Here is a 13688-nt window from a genome sequence, read left to right as displayed (position 1 = left end):
AATGGATAGAAATTCAAATGCTTATACATTCATATTTGCAGTGATTCTTGTAGCTGTTGTAGCAAGTGCTCTTGCATTTGCAGCAACACAATTACAACCAGCACAAGCAGAGAATGTAAAGAACGAAAAAATGCAAAACATTCTTGGTACCGTAGGTATCGAGGTGTCTAGAGATAGCGCAGCTGTACCTTTTGATAAATACATCGTAGAGCGTATTGCTCTAGATAGTAAAGGTCAGGAAAAAACAGAAGTGAATGCCTTTGAAGTAGATCTTAAGAAAGAACTTAAGAAAGATGTAGAAGAGCAGTCTTTTCCACTATACGTTGCAAACGTAGAAGGAGCAAAATACTATATCGTACCATTAAGAGGTAAAGGTCTTTGGGATGCTATATGGGGTTATATCGCTCTTAAAGACGATGTGAACACTATTAAAGGTGCTGTTTTTGACCACAAAGGAGAAACTCCTGGTTTAGGTGGAGAGATTACACAAGTATGGTTCAAGAAAAGATTTGATGATGAAAAAGTCTTTGATGAATCAGGAAACTTTATAGGTGTGTCTGTTGCTAAGGGTTACCAAGGTGGAGATAATAAGGATGATAATGCAGTAGATGCTATTTCTGGTGCCACTATTACAGGTGATGGTGTTACTGATATGATCTCTGAGCGTCTTGAGAGATACCTTCCTTACTTTAAAAATAAAACTAACGTAAAAGTGGCAGCTAACTAGTAGTTAGTTACGCTTTCGCGAAAGCGATATAAAAAAACAACGGCAATGGCTGAAAATAAAGAATTAACTAAAAAAGAAGATCTTATTCTTTTCTTATCAGATACTGATGAGAGGGAAGGACTTCTAGGTAAGAAAAATAGAAAGTTACTTTCTGATCCACTTACAGACAATAACCCAATTACAGTACAGGTATTAGGTATTTGTAGTGCACTTGCAATTACAGTTCAATTAGAGCCGGCGATTGTAATGTCTCTTGCGGTTATGGCGGTAATGGCTTTTAGTAACATGATCATATCGATGTTACGTAATTTAATACCTTCTCGTATTCGTATTATCGTACAACTAGTAATTGTTGCAGCGTTAGTAATTCTTGTTGATCAAGTATTAAGAGCTTATGCATACGATGTGTCTAAACAACTGTCGGTATTTGTAGGTCTTATTATTACTAACTGTATCGTAATGGGGCGTCTAGAGGCATTTGCTTTAGGTAACGGTGTTTATAAATCATTCTTAGATGGAATAGGTAATGCAGCAGGTTATGCATTTATCCTTATTCTAGTAGCTTTCTTTAGAGAGTTATTAGGAGCAGGTAAATTATTTGGTGCTCAAATCATTCCAGATTCATGGTATGAAGCTGGTTATTCTAATAACGGTTTAATGCTATTATCACCTATGGCATTGATTACTGTAGGTATCATTATATGGGTACAGCGTAGTCGCAATAGATCTTTAATAGAACAAAATTAATTTAAGAAATAGAACAAAATGGATTTAATCAATCTTTTCGTAAGAAGTGTTTTTATAGAGAACATGATATTTGCCTATTTCTTAGGTATGTGTTCTTACTTAGCCGTTTCAAAATCGGTTAAGACTGCGGTAGGTCTAGGAGCTGCTGTTGTATTTGTACTAGGTATTACAGTACCTATTAACTGGTTACTTGATACTTATTTGTTAAAGCCTGGTGCTTTAGAATGGCTAGGTACTGAGTATGCTGATGTTGATTTATCATTCTTAAGTTTTATCATGTTTATCGCTGTTATCGCGAGTATGGTACAACTAGTAGAAATGGTGGTAGAGCGTTTTGCTCCGTCACTTTATAGTGCGTTAGGTATTTTCCTTCCTTTAATTGCTGTAAACTGTGCCATTTTAGGTGGTTCGTTATTTATGCAACAAAAAGATTTTTCAGGAATATCAGAATCACTTACTTACGGTGTAGGTAGTGGTGTAGGTTTTTTCCTTGCAATATTAGCCATTGCTGCTATACGTGAGAAAATATCTTACTCTAACGTGCCAGCACCTTTAAGAGGTCTAGGTATTACGTTTATTATAACTGGACTTATGGCGATAGGCTTCATGAGTTTTATGGGAATAGAAATTTAAAAAGGAAACATAGATATGGATTCTAATATGATAACGATTTTAGCGAGTGTAGTGATTTTTCTTACACTTATCTTATTACTGGTTTCTCTTTTACTAGGAGCAAAGTCTAAGCTACTTCCTTCTGGACCGGTTACTATTAATGTAAATGGAGAGAAAGATATTACTACAGGTTCTGGTGGGACACTACTAGGTACTTTGGGTGATAATAAATTATTCTTACCATCTGCCTGTGGTGGTGGTGGTACCTGTGTACAATGTAAATGTATCGTATCTGACGGTGGTGGATCTATTCTACCTACTGAGGTGCCTCACTTTACAAGAAAAGAAATTGCCGAAGGATGGAGATTAGGATGTCAGGTTAAAGTAAAGCAGGACATGAAAATCGAGATTCCAGAAGAAGTTTTTGGTATCAAGAAGTGGGAAGCAGAGGTTGTACGTAATTATAACGTAGCATCTTTTATTAAGGAATTTGTAGTTCTTCTTCCAGAAGATATGCATTATGAAGCTGGTGGTTATATCCAAATCGAAATTCCTAAGTGTGAAGTACGCTTTGAAGATATGGACATCACGGCTCACCCAGAAGAACATGAAACGCCAGATAAATTTCAAGCAGAATGGGATAAGTTCAACTTATGGCCACTTGTAATGAAAAATAACGAAACGGTAGAAAGAGCTTATTCTATGGCTTCTTTCCCTGCAGAAGGTCGTGAAATCATGCTTAACGTGCGTATTGCTACGCCGCCATGGGATAGAGCAAAGAATGGATGGATGGATGTTAATCCTGGTGTAGCTAGTTCTTATATCTTTAACCAAAAGAAAGGAGATAAAGTAATAGTTTCTGGACCTTATGGAGAATTCTTTATCAACCATTCTGAGGCAGAAATGCTTTACGTAGGTGGTGGAGCAGGAATGGCACCTATGCGTTCTCACTTATATGAGCTTTTCAAAACATTGAAAACTAACCGTAAGGTGACTTACTGGTATGGTGGTCGTTCTAAAAGAGAATTGTTTTACATTGAGCATTTCCGTTCACTAGAACGTGACTTCCCTAACTTCAAATTCTACCTTGCACTTTCTGAGCCAGCTGAAGAAGATAACTGGAAAGTAAAAGATGATATTCATGCAGAAGGAGATGGATTTGTAGGATTCATTCACCAGGTAGTAATAGATCAATATTTAACTAAACATGATGCTCCAGAAGATCTAGAAGTTTATTTCTGTGGACCACCATTGATGAATAACGCGGTAGGTAAAATGGCCGAAGACTTTGGAGTAGATCCTGAGAATATTCGTTTTGATGATTTCGGAGGATAGTAACTATTCACCCAACTATATTAAAAAGCCTGATCTTATTAAGATCAGGCTTTTTTGTGTTTATTAATCAATTGAATTATTTAGACCTTCATTGATTATTATAATTATTCATATCACTTCTTGAGGCTTAAATATTCCTTTTTAAAGCGGTTTATAAGCCATCGCTTTGATCTCTATCAGTAAGTGTGGATGTGGCAGTTGATGCACTGCTACCGTTGTTCTTGTAGGTCCATCATAATCAAAGTAAGTACCATAGATTTCATTATATCCACCAAAGTCATTCATGTTTACTAGGAAGCTAGTCACATCTACCACATCTTTTATAGATGCACCTTCGGTTTTGAGAATAGCGTCTATGTTTTCTAATACCGCTGCAGTTTGTTCTTTTATATCAAGATTAGTGGTTCCCATTTCATCTACTTCTACGCCTGCAAAAGTGTTGTCTTTTCGACGACTACTAGTTCCTGATACGAAAAGAAAATCACCCACACGTTTTACGTGTGGATATTTACCTCTAGGTGTCGCTTTATCTTTTAATACTGCCATGTTGTTATTTTTTTTCTATATCCCAACCCAAAGGTTTTTAAAACGTTTGGGTCTTTATTAAATCTCGATTTTACTTTTATCCACGCAACCAAAGAACCTCTTCCGTCTTTACCTTTATCTTGCTCAACAATGAATCCAATTCATCATTAACGGTTATGTCTCCATTTTCTAGCAACCACAAGATTGCTTTGTCTTGGGCACGTCCTTTAAGCATAGCCTCTTCATAACCTATTCCTTTTTCAGGGAACGTTACAAGTGAGTATTTGGATTGGTATTCCGCTTTCGCGAAAGCGGATTCTAAACGCATCTCAATCTGTCGTTTTAATTGGAAGTTAGGGTTTGCAACGCTATCCCTCATCTCTACAAAGTTATCTAGAGCAAGATCTGCGATAGCATCTGCATCTGGTTTTCTAGTGGTAGAGAATGATTTGAATGCATCTGCCCAGGTTTCATTTGTATCGATCATTTCATCAAAGACAACTACATCTTCAAAACTCGCATTCATTCCTTGTCCATAGAAAGGTACAATCGCGTGTGCAGCATCTCCTAAAATAAGACTTGTACTATTTGCTGTCCATGGAGAACAACGCACAGTGCCTAATGATGGCGATGGATTTGCTTTGTATTGCTCTACAAGATCTGGAATATGTTCTATGACATCTTTAAAGTAAGTGTTGAAAAAGTCTTTTATCTCTTGATCTGTATTTATATTATTAAACGCTGGTCCATCTCCATCATATTGCATGAACAGAGTTAGTGTAAAACTACCATCTAGATTAGGTAAGGCGATTAACATAAAACCACCACGTGGCCAGATGTGTAGAAAATTCTTTTCTATACGCCATTTTCCATCTGCTGTAGGTGGTATGCTCAATTCTTTATAACCATGAGGCAACCAATTCATACTGTGTGAAAAAAGAAAATCACGCTGTTTCATCATTGCTTTACGGACTACAGAGCCTGCACCATCCGTTCCTAAAAGTATATCAGCCTTCCATTCTTTATCAGTGCCAGTTTCAGAATCGTAATATGTAACCGATGCGTTTTTTAAATCAACGGCTGTAACCTTATCATCAAAGTCTATTTGAACATCTTCATATTTATCGGCCTCGTCGAGTAGTAGCTTGTTAAGTTCTTCTCTAGAGATGGAATTGATATATTCTCCATCACGGCCACTGTAGTTAGAAGCAAAAGTATTTCCTTCTACATCGTGAATTAATCTACCATTCATAGGAATACATAACTCACGGACTTTGTCTTCTAGTCCTACTAACTTTAAAGCAGCCAGACCACGATCAGAAAGTGCTAGGTTAATAGAACGACCACCATCTACTACTGCTTTGCGCATATCAGGTCTTTTCTCAAGTATATCTACATGATAACCCTTTTGCGCTAGTCGTAATCCTAAAAGCGAACCGCAAAGTCCAGCGCCAGTGATTAATATTTTAGTTTTTTTGTTAGTTGTTTTCATTCCGGTATTGTTCTTTAGAAAGTATCAAAGATTTGTAAACTATATAGCTAGGTAAAATAGCTATTGATAAAGAGAAACAAAGGTTTATTATTTGTGTACTTGTGATGATGGATTGAGCTCCTTTATATAATATAAATATATAAGCTATTAGTTGACATATAAGAACTAAACTAACAATAGAATTTATAGTTATGCAGCTGATTTTGAAAACTAGAAAAAACTCTTTTTTTATATAAAGAAAATAAATTGATAGATTTATTAAAAAAGTTAAAGATACTATTAGTGCTATTTTAAACCTTGAACCTTCTGATTGATTATAAAGGCTGCCAAAACTCAAAAAGCCTAATATAAAAAGCCAGATTTGTAGAAGTAGTTTTAGTTTCATATTCGGTTTAGTAGCAAAACGTATTCGTCAAGCTAGACGAATATCTTCAATTATTAATTATTAGAATCTAAAAAGAACCCCATGCTATTTCTGAAAATTTCACCCACTTAGAATCTTTCTTTTTATAGAATTGCAAAGTCGGTGTTCCTGATATGTTACTTCCATATATTTCCCAAGCTCTAAAAATTGCCATAGTTCCATTTTGAAAAATAACTGGCTTAGATAACAAAAGACTTATTTTCCTTTTAGAAAGTTTAAGGTTTTCAAGAATAGGCGCTTTCTTATATTCAACCAGTCTAAAATTATCTGGAAATTGAACATTGTTCCAATCGATCGGTTCGTCTTTTTTAAGTTCCTTAATTAGTATTTTCTTTAACTTCTTATTTAAAATGTAAGGAGAGTTTATATCTGTAGAGTCAGCTCTATTAATTAGGGTATCAGCTTTTGTTATTTTCCAACTCTTAAGATAATATTCAATTAAATCTTCATCAGTATTATCAAAAACTATAACTTCTGTGTTTTTATAAAATTCGGTTTTTTTATTAAAATCTTGAATAGAGATCATGTAAGACTGTAGAATTTCAGATTCCATAGTTTTATTTTCCTGAGATTCCACATTGTTAAGTAGCAGGAAGCAGAACATCGATGATACTAAATTTCTAATCATAACTCCGACTTCAACACATCCACAAACCTCCAGCAGTCTTCAAAATTATTATATAAAGGAACAGGTGCAATGCGTATTACATCTGGTTCACGCCAGTCTGCAATAACGCCTTTTGCTGTGATGGCGTCAAAAAGTGATCGATCGGCATTTTTAACAGCTAGTGATAATTGACAACCGCGATCTTTAGAATCGCTAGGGGTAATAATAGAAATGCGATCACCATCCAGTTCTTGTAATAAAAATTCTAGATAATTAGTCATTTTAATTGACTTCTCTCTTAGGTTTTCAAAACCTGCTTGGGCAAAAAGATCTAGACTTGCTCTTATAGCTACCATACTCAATATAGGAGGATTTGATAATTGCCAACCTTCGGCACCGCGCATAGGTTCAAAATCGTCGCGCATTTTAAAACGTGTGTCTTTATTATGTCCCCACCAGCCAGTAAAACGTGGTAAGTCGGCATTATCTGCATGGCGCTCATGTACAAAACAACCACCCAAACTACCAGGGCCAGCATTCATGTATTTGTATGTACACCATACGGCAAAGTCTGCTCCAGAATCGTGCAGCTGTAAGTCTACATTACCGGCACCGTGCGCACAATCATAACCGACCATGATGCCGTAAGAATGACATAAATCGGCTATTTTTTTAAGTTCAAAAAGTTGTCCTGTATAGTAATTTACCGCACCTATCATAACTAGTGCAATCTCGTCACCTTGATTCTTTAAAATAACTTCTAAGTCTTCAAATGATGGTGTATGATCGCTAGGTCTAGGTTGCCAGGTGATTAAATCGGTTTCTGGATCGCCACCATGAAATTTAATTTGTGATGCAACTGCATATCGATCACTTGGGAAAGCATCTCCTTCTATAAGAATTTTAGTGCGATTACCTTTAGGCTGATAAAAACTAACCATCATTAAATGCAAGTTAGTAGTCAGTGTATTCATAATGACTACTTCATGAGGTTTTGCACCTACTATCTGAGCGGTAGTTTCTGTTAAAAATTCATGATACGGCATCCATGGATGCTTTGCATGAAAATGTCCTTCTACACCTAGATTTGCCCAGTCTTCTAGCTCTTTATTTAAAAAGTCTTTAGTCTGTCTCGGTTGCAAGCCTAGAGAATTACCACATAAATAGATAGAGTCTGTTCCATCTTTATGCTTTGGAATATGGAAGCTTTCGCGAAAGCGAGATAATGAATCTTCTTGATCTAATTGTAATGCAAAGTTATGGTCAGTCTTGTAAGTCATTATTTCTTTTTAATAATTTCTATATCGGTAAAGTTAATACGAGTAAAACCGTCTGGTGTGAGATGGTCCGTTGCGATAGTTATTCCCTCAATGGTTTTATATTCTTTAAATGTGGTAGCCATAGTGATCACACTATCATTCTTACTGCGGTATGCCCATTCTTTAAATTTATGATCTTTATCATAATAAATGTCATAAGCGTCACCTGGAGTATAACCGCCTTCATTATTGTAAAGAATAGTAATCATATCTAGCTTTTCCTTTGATATAGGTGCTATTTGTGATTTTTTTTCTGTTATCTCGGTACCTTCATCCCATACTAATTTAAACTCTGGAATTAACCAGTAAACGTCGTTTATAAAACCACGATCAGTACTGGCTTGTATGCTGTCTAATTTTGAATTGCGGTTGTAATTAATGGTGTCGCCTAGTGAGATAAGTTGTACGTTATCAGTATTAGGATTCCATTTCCAGTTTCTAGTTAAAACGGTACGTCCATCCTTACCTACGTTAAAAGAAAATTTGATTTCTTCTACATTATCCCAGTTAGATATCCCTGCGTTTTCTGCTAGATGTTGAGCAATGGTAATTGCTGCGGTTTCTTTTTCTATCTCGTTATCTAGAGAGTTTTGAGATTTATAATCGTTTTTACAGCTAGTTATTAAAGCAATTATAGATAATAGTAAAAAAGCTTTTTTCATTATAATGTTTTATTTGGTTTAAAAGTACGAATTATCGGTCGTTATGAAATGGTAAAGCTTTGTGAATAATCCATCTTAAGAAAACGCTAAAACGTAGTTTTGTAAAATGAAAGTGAAGCTGGTAGAAAAGAATAAAATGAGCAAAGGACGTAGAGCAAGTGTGATACTTGTTCTAGGGACACTGATAGCGGTAGGACCTTTTTCTATAGATGCATACTTGCCTGCTTTTAGACAGATAGCTGGCGATTTTAAAGTAGATACTAGTGCTATAGGTATCACGCTAACTACTTATTTTATAGGAATAGGGTTGGGGCAGCTGGCATACGGTCCTTTAATGGATAGATATGGTAGGAGAAAACCATTAATCTTTGGATTAGTACTATACATAATCACTAGTATTTTAAGTGCCTATGCATGGGATGTAACTTCTCTTGCGACGTTGAGATTTTTTACATCTTTAGGAGCTTGTGCCGGTATGGTGGCTAGTAAAGCGATAGTTAGAGATCTATTTGACGAAGAAAAAGTGGCAGACGTTCTCTCTACGCTCATGTTAATTATGGGAATCGCACCTATCATCGCACCTACTATAGGAGGTTTTGTGATCCAGCATTATCACTGGGAAATGATATTTTATGGATTAGCTGGGTTTGCAACGTTAATGTTGTTTAACGTCATCTTTATATTGCCAGAAAGTACTAGGCCTAATAAAGCGACTAGTTTACATCCGGTACCTGTTTTACGAGAGTATATAGGGATTTATAAAAACAGAGACTTTTTTGTCTTTTCAACTACTCGTGGTTTTGTTGTAGGTTTATTATTAGGATATGTAGCAGCGGCTCCTTTTATCTTTATGGAGTACTTTGGGATGAGTCAGGATAGTTTCGGTTATATATTCGGTAGTAACGCAGCTGGATTAATAACAGGTAGTCAGTTAAATCGTTTGTTTTTAAAACGTTATACAACATTTCAAATTACCTACGTAGTAAGTACATTGCTCGTTTTAGTTACTGGTTTTGGATTTATTTATGTGTGGAATTTTACACCAACATTTTGGGTAGTTTACCCAACTTTGTTTTTTATGATGCTGTTGATAGGTTTTCAAAATCCTAATGCAACAGCTCTAGCTTTAAATCCATTTACACAACGTGCAGGTAGTGCTAGCGCTTTTGTCGGTGCGGTAAGTATGATTTTTGGTTCTATAGCGAGTTGGTATGTATCTCGATTTGTCACGGTTTCTTTGTTTCCTTTATTTGCTATGTTAGCAACTAGTGCAACGATGGCTCATATTGCAGTAGAATATTTTAGAATAAATTATGCTCGTGGTTACGCTTTCGCGAAAACGTATCTAAAACATCCCTATAAGTTTAAGAAGAGAGAAGAGCATATGTCAGATAACTAAGATAGATTAGTTCTGATTTAGTTTCTTGCAGATAGACTTCTAGTAAAGAACGAGAAAAGCTCAAAATTTTATAAAAGAAAACGCCCTATGAACTTTAACATAGAGCGCTTTCAAACTAACTAACCAACCAAAAAGTTTATCTAGTAACTGTCCCTGTAGGGAAAGTGTCAGATATGTTATCAAATGTTTGTGAACTTGGAGCTGTGTCTGCTGTTGCTATTTTTGCAAGAGGTTTTAATGTAAATGGTGCTGGAGAGTTATCTGGAACTGGCTCTACTGTTATAACTACATTACGGCCTACTACACTAAAAGGAAGTGATTCACCAGCTGGTAAATTGTTAAAGAAGTCTTCTCCAGGTACAGGAGGTCCTGCGTTGTTTTCAGTTCCCGAGAATCCGTTTCCTGAATCTACTGCAGAGAAATCTGTAAAAGTACCAGTAGATAATGGTCCTGCGTCTCCTATAACCCATCCTTCATATACCCATCCTGCTGGTAGGGTAGGTAAAGTCGCGTCTGCAGTAGGAGGCATTCCAGGAAGACCTAGCCATACACCATTTGTGTCATTACCGTTATTTGCAGTTCCTGCAGGCTCGTCTGTAGGTGTTCTTAAGAAAAAAGAACCAGTCGCTGTAGAGAAATCTCCAGGTGCTGGACCGAAGTTAGTCGATATACTAGCGTCATTATTATTAAATTCTCCTGCTAGATATTTTGAGTCTGCTGGTGCAGGATCGTTGTCTGGACTAGGTTCTATGGTTAAGATAAATGCTGTCGCAGCATCTAGTGCTTCAGTCGCTACAGAAAATGTAGTTTGACTTAAGTTTCCAGAACTATCTACCGTAAATACACCTGTTGTTACTGGTACATCATTTACTAGTACCCATCCTTCATATGCAAATCCAGGGCCTAAATCTTCAAGTCCATTGATGTTTAATGTAAGATCTTTGTTTAAATTAGTTGTGCCTGCATCATCGTCGTTTGAGCAACCGGTTAGTGCTAAAACAGCAAGAGCTGCTATTGATAAGTAAGTTTTCATGTATATTGTTTTAATTTTACAGTACAAACTAACCCTTATCTTATCTCAATTATATAACGATAGATTCAACTTTTGAAAATAATTCGTGAATGTTTTGTGATATGCTTTAACTTGTTTTGAATTATGGAAAATCGCATACTTATTGTTGAAGATGATTTAGAAATCGTCGGACTACTAGAAATACATATGAAGGATCTTAACGCTACAGTAGATAGTGTTAATGATGGACGCTCAGCACTTGAAAAAGCTCTTGCAATAGACTACGATTTGATTTTGCTAGATCTTTCTATACCTATAATAAATGGTGTAGAAGTATGTAGAGAACTTAGAAAGACTAAAGATACACCGGTTATAATGGTAACTGCAAAAAGTGAAGAGATAGATAAAGTTTTGGGGCTAGAAATAGGTGCAGATGATTATATCACTAAACCTTTTTCAATACGAGAGTTAAAAGCTCGAGCAAAAGCGGTTATGAGAAGAAGTGAGAAATCTGCTGTGAATTCTGCAGGAGAATCAGATATGGATTTTGGAGACTTAAAGATTAATGTTGAAATGAGACGTGTGACTCTAGACGGTCATAAGGTAGAATTGTCTCCAAAAGAATTTGAACTTTTAGTTCTTCTAGCAGGTCATCCTGGTAGAAGTTATAGCAGGTCAGAATTGTTAGATGTTATTTGGGGTTATAATTTTTCAGGTTATGAGCATACAGTAAATTCTCATGTAAATAGATTGAGGGCCAAAATAGAGCCAGATATGTCTCACCCTATTTATATATTGACTACTTGGGGTATAGGTTATCGTTTTAATGAAGAGATATAATAATGAATAAGCAATCTACTTTAACACCCAAATTAGTATTCAAACTATGGTTTGCACTTAGTGTTTTAATAGTTGGTATGGCGATTTGCTATATTCTAATTACTAATTATTATTCTAATCAACATCACTTAGCGACTCAACAAGAGATTAATTCTCCATTAGCTCAGCACTTGATCAACGAGAAGTTCACTGAAGATACTCCGCCTTTTCTAGAGGACGGTAGTGTTAATAAGGCTGTATTCGGTGATTTAATGCATGATATGATGGCTGTTAATCGTAGTATCGAAGTGTATATGCTTGGAGAAGATGGAGAGGTTCTTTATTCTGTAGTATTAGAACATGATCCAGGAGTGCCTTCTCAATATGTAGATGTAAAACCCATCGAAGATCTTTTGGCAAGTGGAGGTAAAGGATTTTGTTTAGGAGATGACCCTAGAGATCCTGATGAAAGGAAAATATTTTCTGTTGCTCATTTTGAAAACAAAATTAAGAATGGTTACATATATATCATACTTTCTGGTGAAGCTTATCAAACTGCGAGTGCTAACATATTCAGTAAGTATATTAAAAGCTTTGGGTTAGGAGCAATTGGGTTGACTACAATTTTCACCTTGTTATTTGGTTTAGGGGTTATTTGGTTTTTAACTAAGAACTTGAGAAAGATTACACAAGTAGCACGACGCTTCAAAGAAGGTGATCTAGATGCTCGAATTGATAATCCTGAAAATACTGATATATCTGTTTTTGCTCATACTTTTAATGAAATGGCAGATACAATTAATGAGAACCTAGAAGAAATAAAAAATGTAGATGAATTAAGAAGACAATTGATTGCAAATGTTTCCCATGATCTACGTACTCCACTAGCAATTTTGAAAGGTTATGCAGAGACATTGCAAGAAAAAAGTGAAGTTCTAGGTAAAGAAGAAACGCAAAGATATCTAGGTGTGATAAGTTCTAATAGTGATAAATTGACTAATCTAGTAGAGCAATTGTTTGAATACAGTAAATTAGAAGCTAAACAGATTGAGCCTTTAATGGAGCAGTTTTCAATTACAGACCTTTGTTTAGATCTTGTATCAAAGTATCAGCTAGTTGCAAAGGAAAAGAATATAGAGTTGTCTTTAGGTGTGGATCAAAATAAAAATATAATGGTCTATGCAGATATTAGTCTTATAGAAAGAGCGTTACAAAATCTTTTAGATAATGCGTTTAAGTTTACGCCTGAGAATGGAATAATTAAATTAAAACTAGATGATAGTAGTGGAAGTTGTAAGGTAGCTGTAAACGATTCAGGTATAGGAATAGCTCCAGAGCTTCAGAGCTCGGTTTTTGATAGGTTTAAACAAACTAGTGAAGGTTTCAGTAAAGATGGTGCTGGTTTAGGATTGGCTATCGTTAAAAAAATAATTGAATTACATAATTCAACAATTGAGGTGTACAGCAAGCATCACAAAGGAAGTGAATTTACTTTTGTATTACCTAAAATCTAGTTTTGCTTTAAGTTAAATTGATCCGAATAAAGTATTTATCAATAAATCTAATTTTTATTTTAAATAAATAAATATTTAGATGTTTTATTATAAGGTGGTTGCGTTTTTATTTTACAATTATTTAATATTTTGGACATAAAGATTAGGTTGATAGAAGAAGTTCTCTGTATATTTGCAGCCGCTTAGGAAAACAGCTAAATGTTTAACGAGGCAAATGTTCTTCAGATAGGTTAAAAGATCAGTTAGTGAGTCGTGAAGATTTGCAGTAAGATTTTAACTAAGGTATTTGAAGGAGTTCATTGAGATATTGACAGCACAAAAAAAAGATTTATTGTTTTAATAACAGTAGGTTAAAAAAAATAAGATAGACACAAAGCTAATTGAGTGGTTTCGATAAAGTCATATAATTAAATGATCTTTAAAAGATTCGACGATGAAGAGTTTGATCCTGGCTCAGGATGAACGCTAGCGGCAGGCCTAACACATGCAAGTCG

13 protein-coding genes and 1 rRNA gene are annotated in these 13688 nt (G+C 35.4%); 8 read left to right on the top strand and 6 right to left on the bottom strand.

Annotated elements, in window-relative coordinates; translation table 11 throughout:
* Position 1: 1 nt before the first annotated feature.
* The 4 genes from LY01_RS00075 to nqrF are packed head-to-tail and all read left to right on the top strand — an operon-like array spanning position 2 to position 3421.
* Positions 2-727 (top strand): Na(+)-translocating NADH-quinone reductase subunit C, encoded by a 726-nt coding sequence (locus tag LY01_RS00075; RefSeq protein ID WP_104513782.1) that lies wholly within the window; start codon positions 2-4, stop codon positions 725-727.
* A gap of 45 nt (positions 728-772) precedes the next feature.
* Complete coding sequence (locus LY01_RS00070; RefSeq protein WP_104513781.1) at positions 773-1474, top strand: NADH:ubiquinone reductase (Na(+)-transporting) subunit D; 702 nt, start codon at positions 773-775, stop codon at positions 1472-1474.
* 18 nt (positions 1475-1492) lie between these two features.
* Positions 1493-2107 (top strand): NADH:ubiquinone reductase (Na(+)-transporting) subunit E, encoded by a 615-nt coding sequence (gene nqrE, locus LY01_RS00065; protein WP_104513780.1) that lies wholly within the window; start codon positions 1493-1495, stop codon positions 2105-2107.
* A gap of 27 nt (positions 2108-2134) precedes the next feature.
* Positions 2135-3421 (top strand): NADH:ubiquinone reductase (Na(+)-transporting) subunit F, encoded by a 1287-nt coding sequence (nqrF, locus tag LY01_RS00060; protein ID WP_104514691.1) that lies wholly within the window; start codon positions 2135-2137, stop codon positions 3419-3421.
* A gap of 141 nt (positions 3422-3562) precedes the next feature.
* Here nqrF and LY01_RS00055 read toward each other — a convergent pair whose 3' ends face one another.
* The 5 genes from LY01_RS00055 to LY01_RS00030 all read right to left on the bottom strand — a co-directional run bounded on the left by LY01_RS00055 (position 3563) and on the right by LY01_RS00030 (position 8450).
* Positions 3563-3967 carry a RidA family protein gene (locus LY01_RS00055; RefSeq protein WP_104513779.1) on the bottom strand — a complete coding sequence of 135 codons (405 nt, stop codon included), beginning with the start codon at positions 3965-3967 and terminating at the stop codon, positions 3563-3565.
* Between the two features lie 76 nt (positions 3968-4043).
* The gene (locus LY01_RS00050) at positions 4044-5438 is read right to left on the bottom strand and encodes an FAD-dependent oxidoreductase (RefSeq protein WP_104513778.1); all 1395 of its coding nucleotides are present in this window, start codon (positions 5436-5438) and stop codon (positions 4044-4046) included.
* Positions 5439-5890: 452 nt separating this feature from the next.
* Complete coding sequence (locus tag LY01_RS00040) at positions 5891-6415, bottom strand: hypothetical protein (protein ID WP_146080347.1); 525 nt, start codon at positions 6413-6415, stop codon at positions 5891-5893.
* Between the two features lie 71 nt (positions 6416-6486).
* Positions 6487-7749: a kynureninase gene (gene kynU / locus LY01_RS00035; RefSeq protein WP_104513775.1), complete on the bottom strand. Its 1263-nt coding sequence runs from the start codon at positions 7747-7749 to the stop codon at positions 6487-6489.
* Entirely contained in the window at positions 7749-8450 is a 702-nt protein-coding gene (locus LY01_RS00030) for a selenophosphate synthetase (protein ID WP_104513774.1), read from the bottom strand. The genes kynU and LY01_RS00030 overlap by 1 nt, the downstream gene beginning before the upstream one ends.
* Before the next feature lie 106 nt (positions 8451-8556).
* On the opposite strand from LY01_RS00030, the gene LY01_RS00025 reads away from it, so the two are divergent.
* Positions 8557-9849 carry a multidrug effflux MFS transporter gene (locus LY01_RS00025; protein WP_104513773.1) on the top strand — a complete coding sequence of 431 codons (1293 nt, stop codon included), beginning with the start codon at positions 8557-8559 and terminating at the stop codon, positions 9847-9849.
* 136 nt (positions 9850-9985) lie between these two features.
* Here the strand turns inward: LY01_RS00025 and LY01_RS00020 are convergent, their stop codons facing one another.
* A complete protein-coding gene (locus LY01_RS00020; RefSeq protein ID WP_104513772.1) occupies positions 9986-10882 on the bottom strand; it encodes an anti-sigma factor in 897 nt (298 codons plus the stop codon).
* A gap of 123 nt (positions 10883-11005) precedes the next feature.
* Between LY01_RS00020 and LY01_RS00015 the strand changes: the two genes are divergently transcribed.
* The 3 genes from LY01_RS00015 to LY01_RS00005 all read left to right on the top strand — a co-directional run.
* Entirely contained in the window at positions 11006-11701 is a 696-nt protein-coding gene (locus LY01_RS00015) for a response regulator transcription factor (RefSeq protein ID WP_104513771.1), read from the top strand.
* A 2-nt stretch (positions 11702-11703) separates the two neighbouring features.
* Positions 11704-13194 carry a sensor histidine kinase gene (locus LY01_RS00010; RefSeq protein WP_104513770.1) on the top strand — a complete coding sequence of 497 codons (1491 nt, stop codon included), beginning with the start codon at positions 11704-11706 and terminating at the stop codon, positions 13192-13194.
* A gap of 430 nt (positions 13195-13624) precedes the next feature.
* A 16S ribosomal RNA gene (locus tag LY01_RS00005) occupies positions 13625-13688 on the top strand; the annotation flags it as partial.

Origin of the sequence: Nonlabens xylanidelens (genome assembly GCF_002934445.1) — a bacterium.
Classification (GTDB): domain Bacteria; phylum Bacteroidota; class Bacteroidia; order Flavobacteriales; family Flavobacteriaceae; genus Nonlabens; species Nonlabens xylanidelens.
The sequence above is the reverse complement of the archived record's forward strand: the minus strand, read 5'-3'. Positions and strand labels throughout refer to the sequence as shown.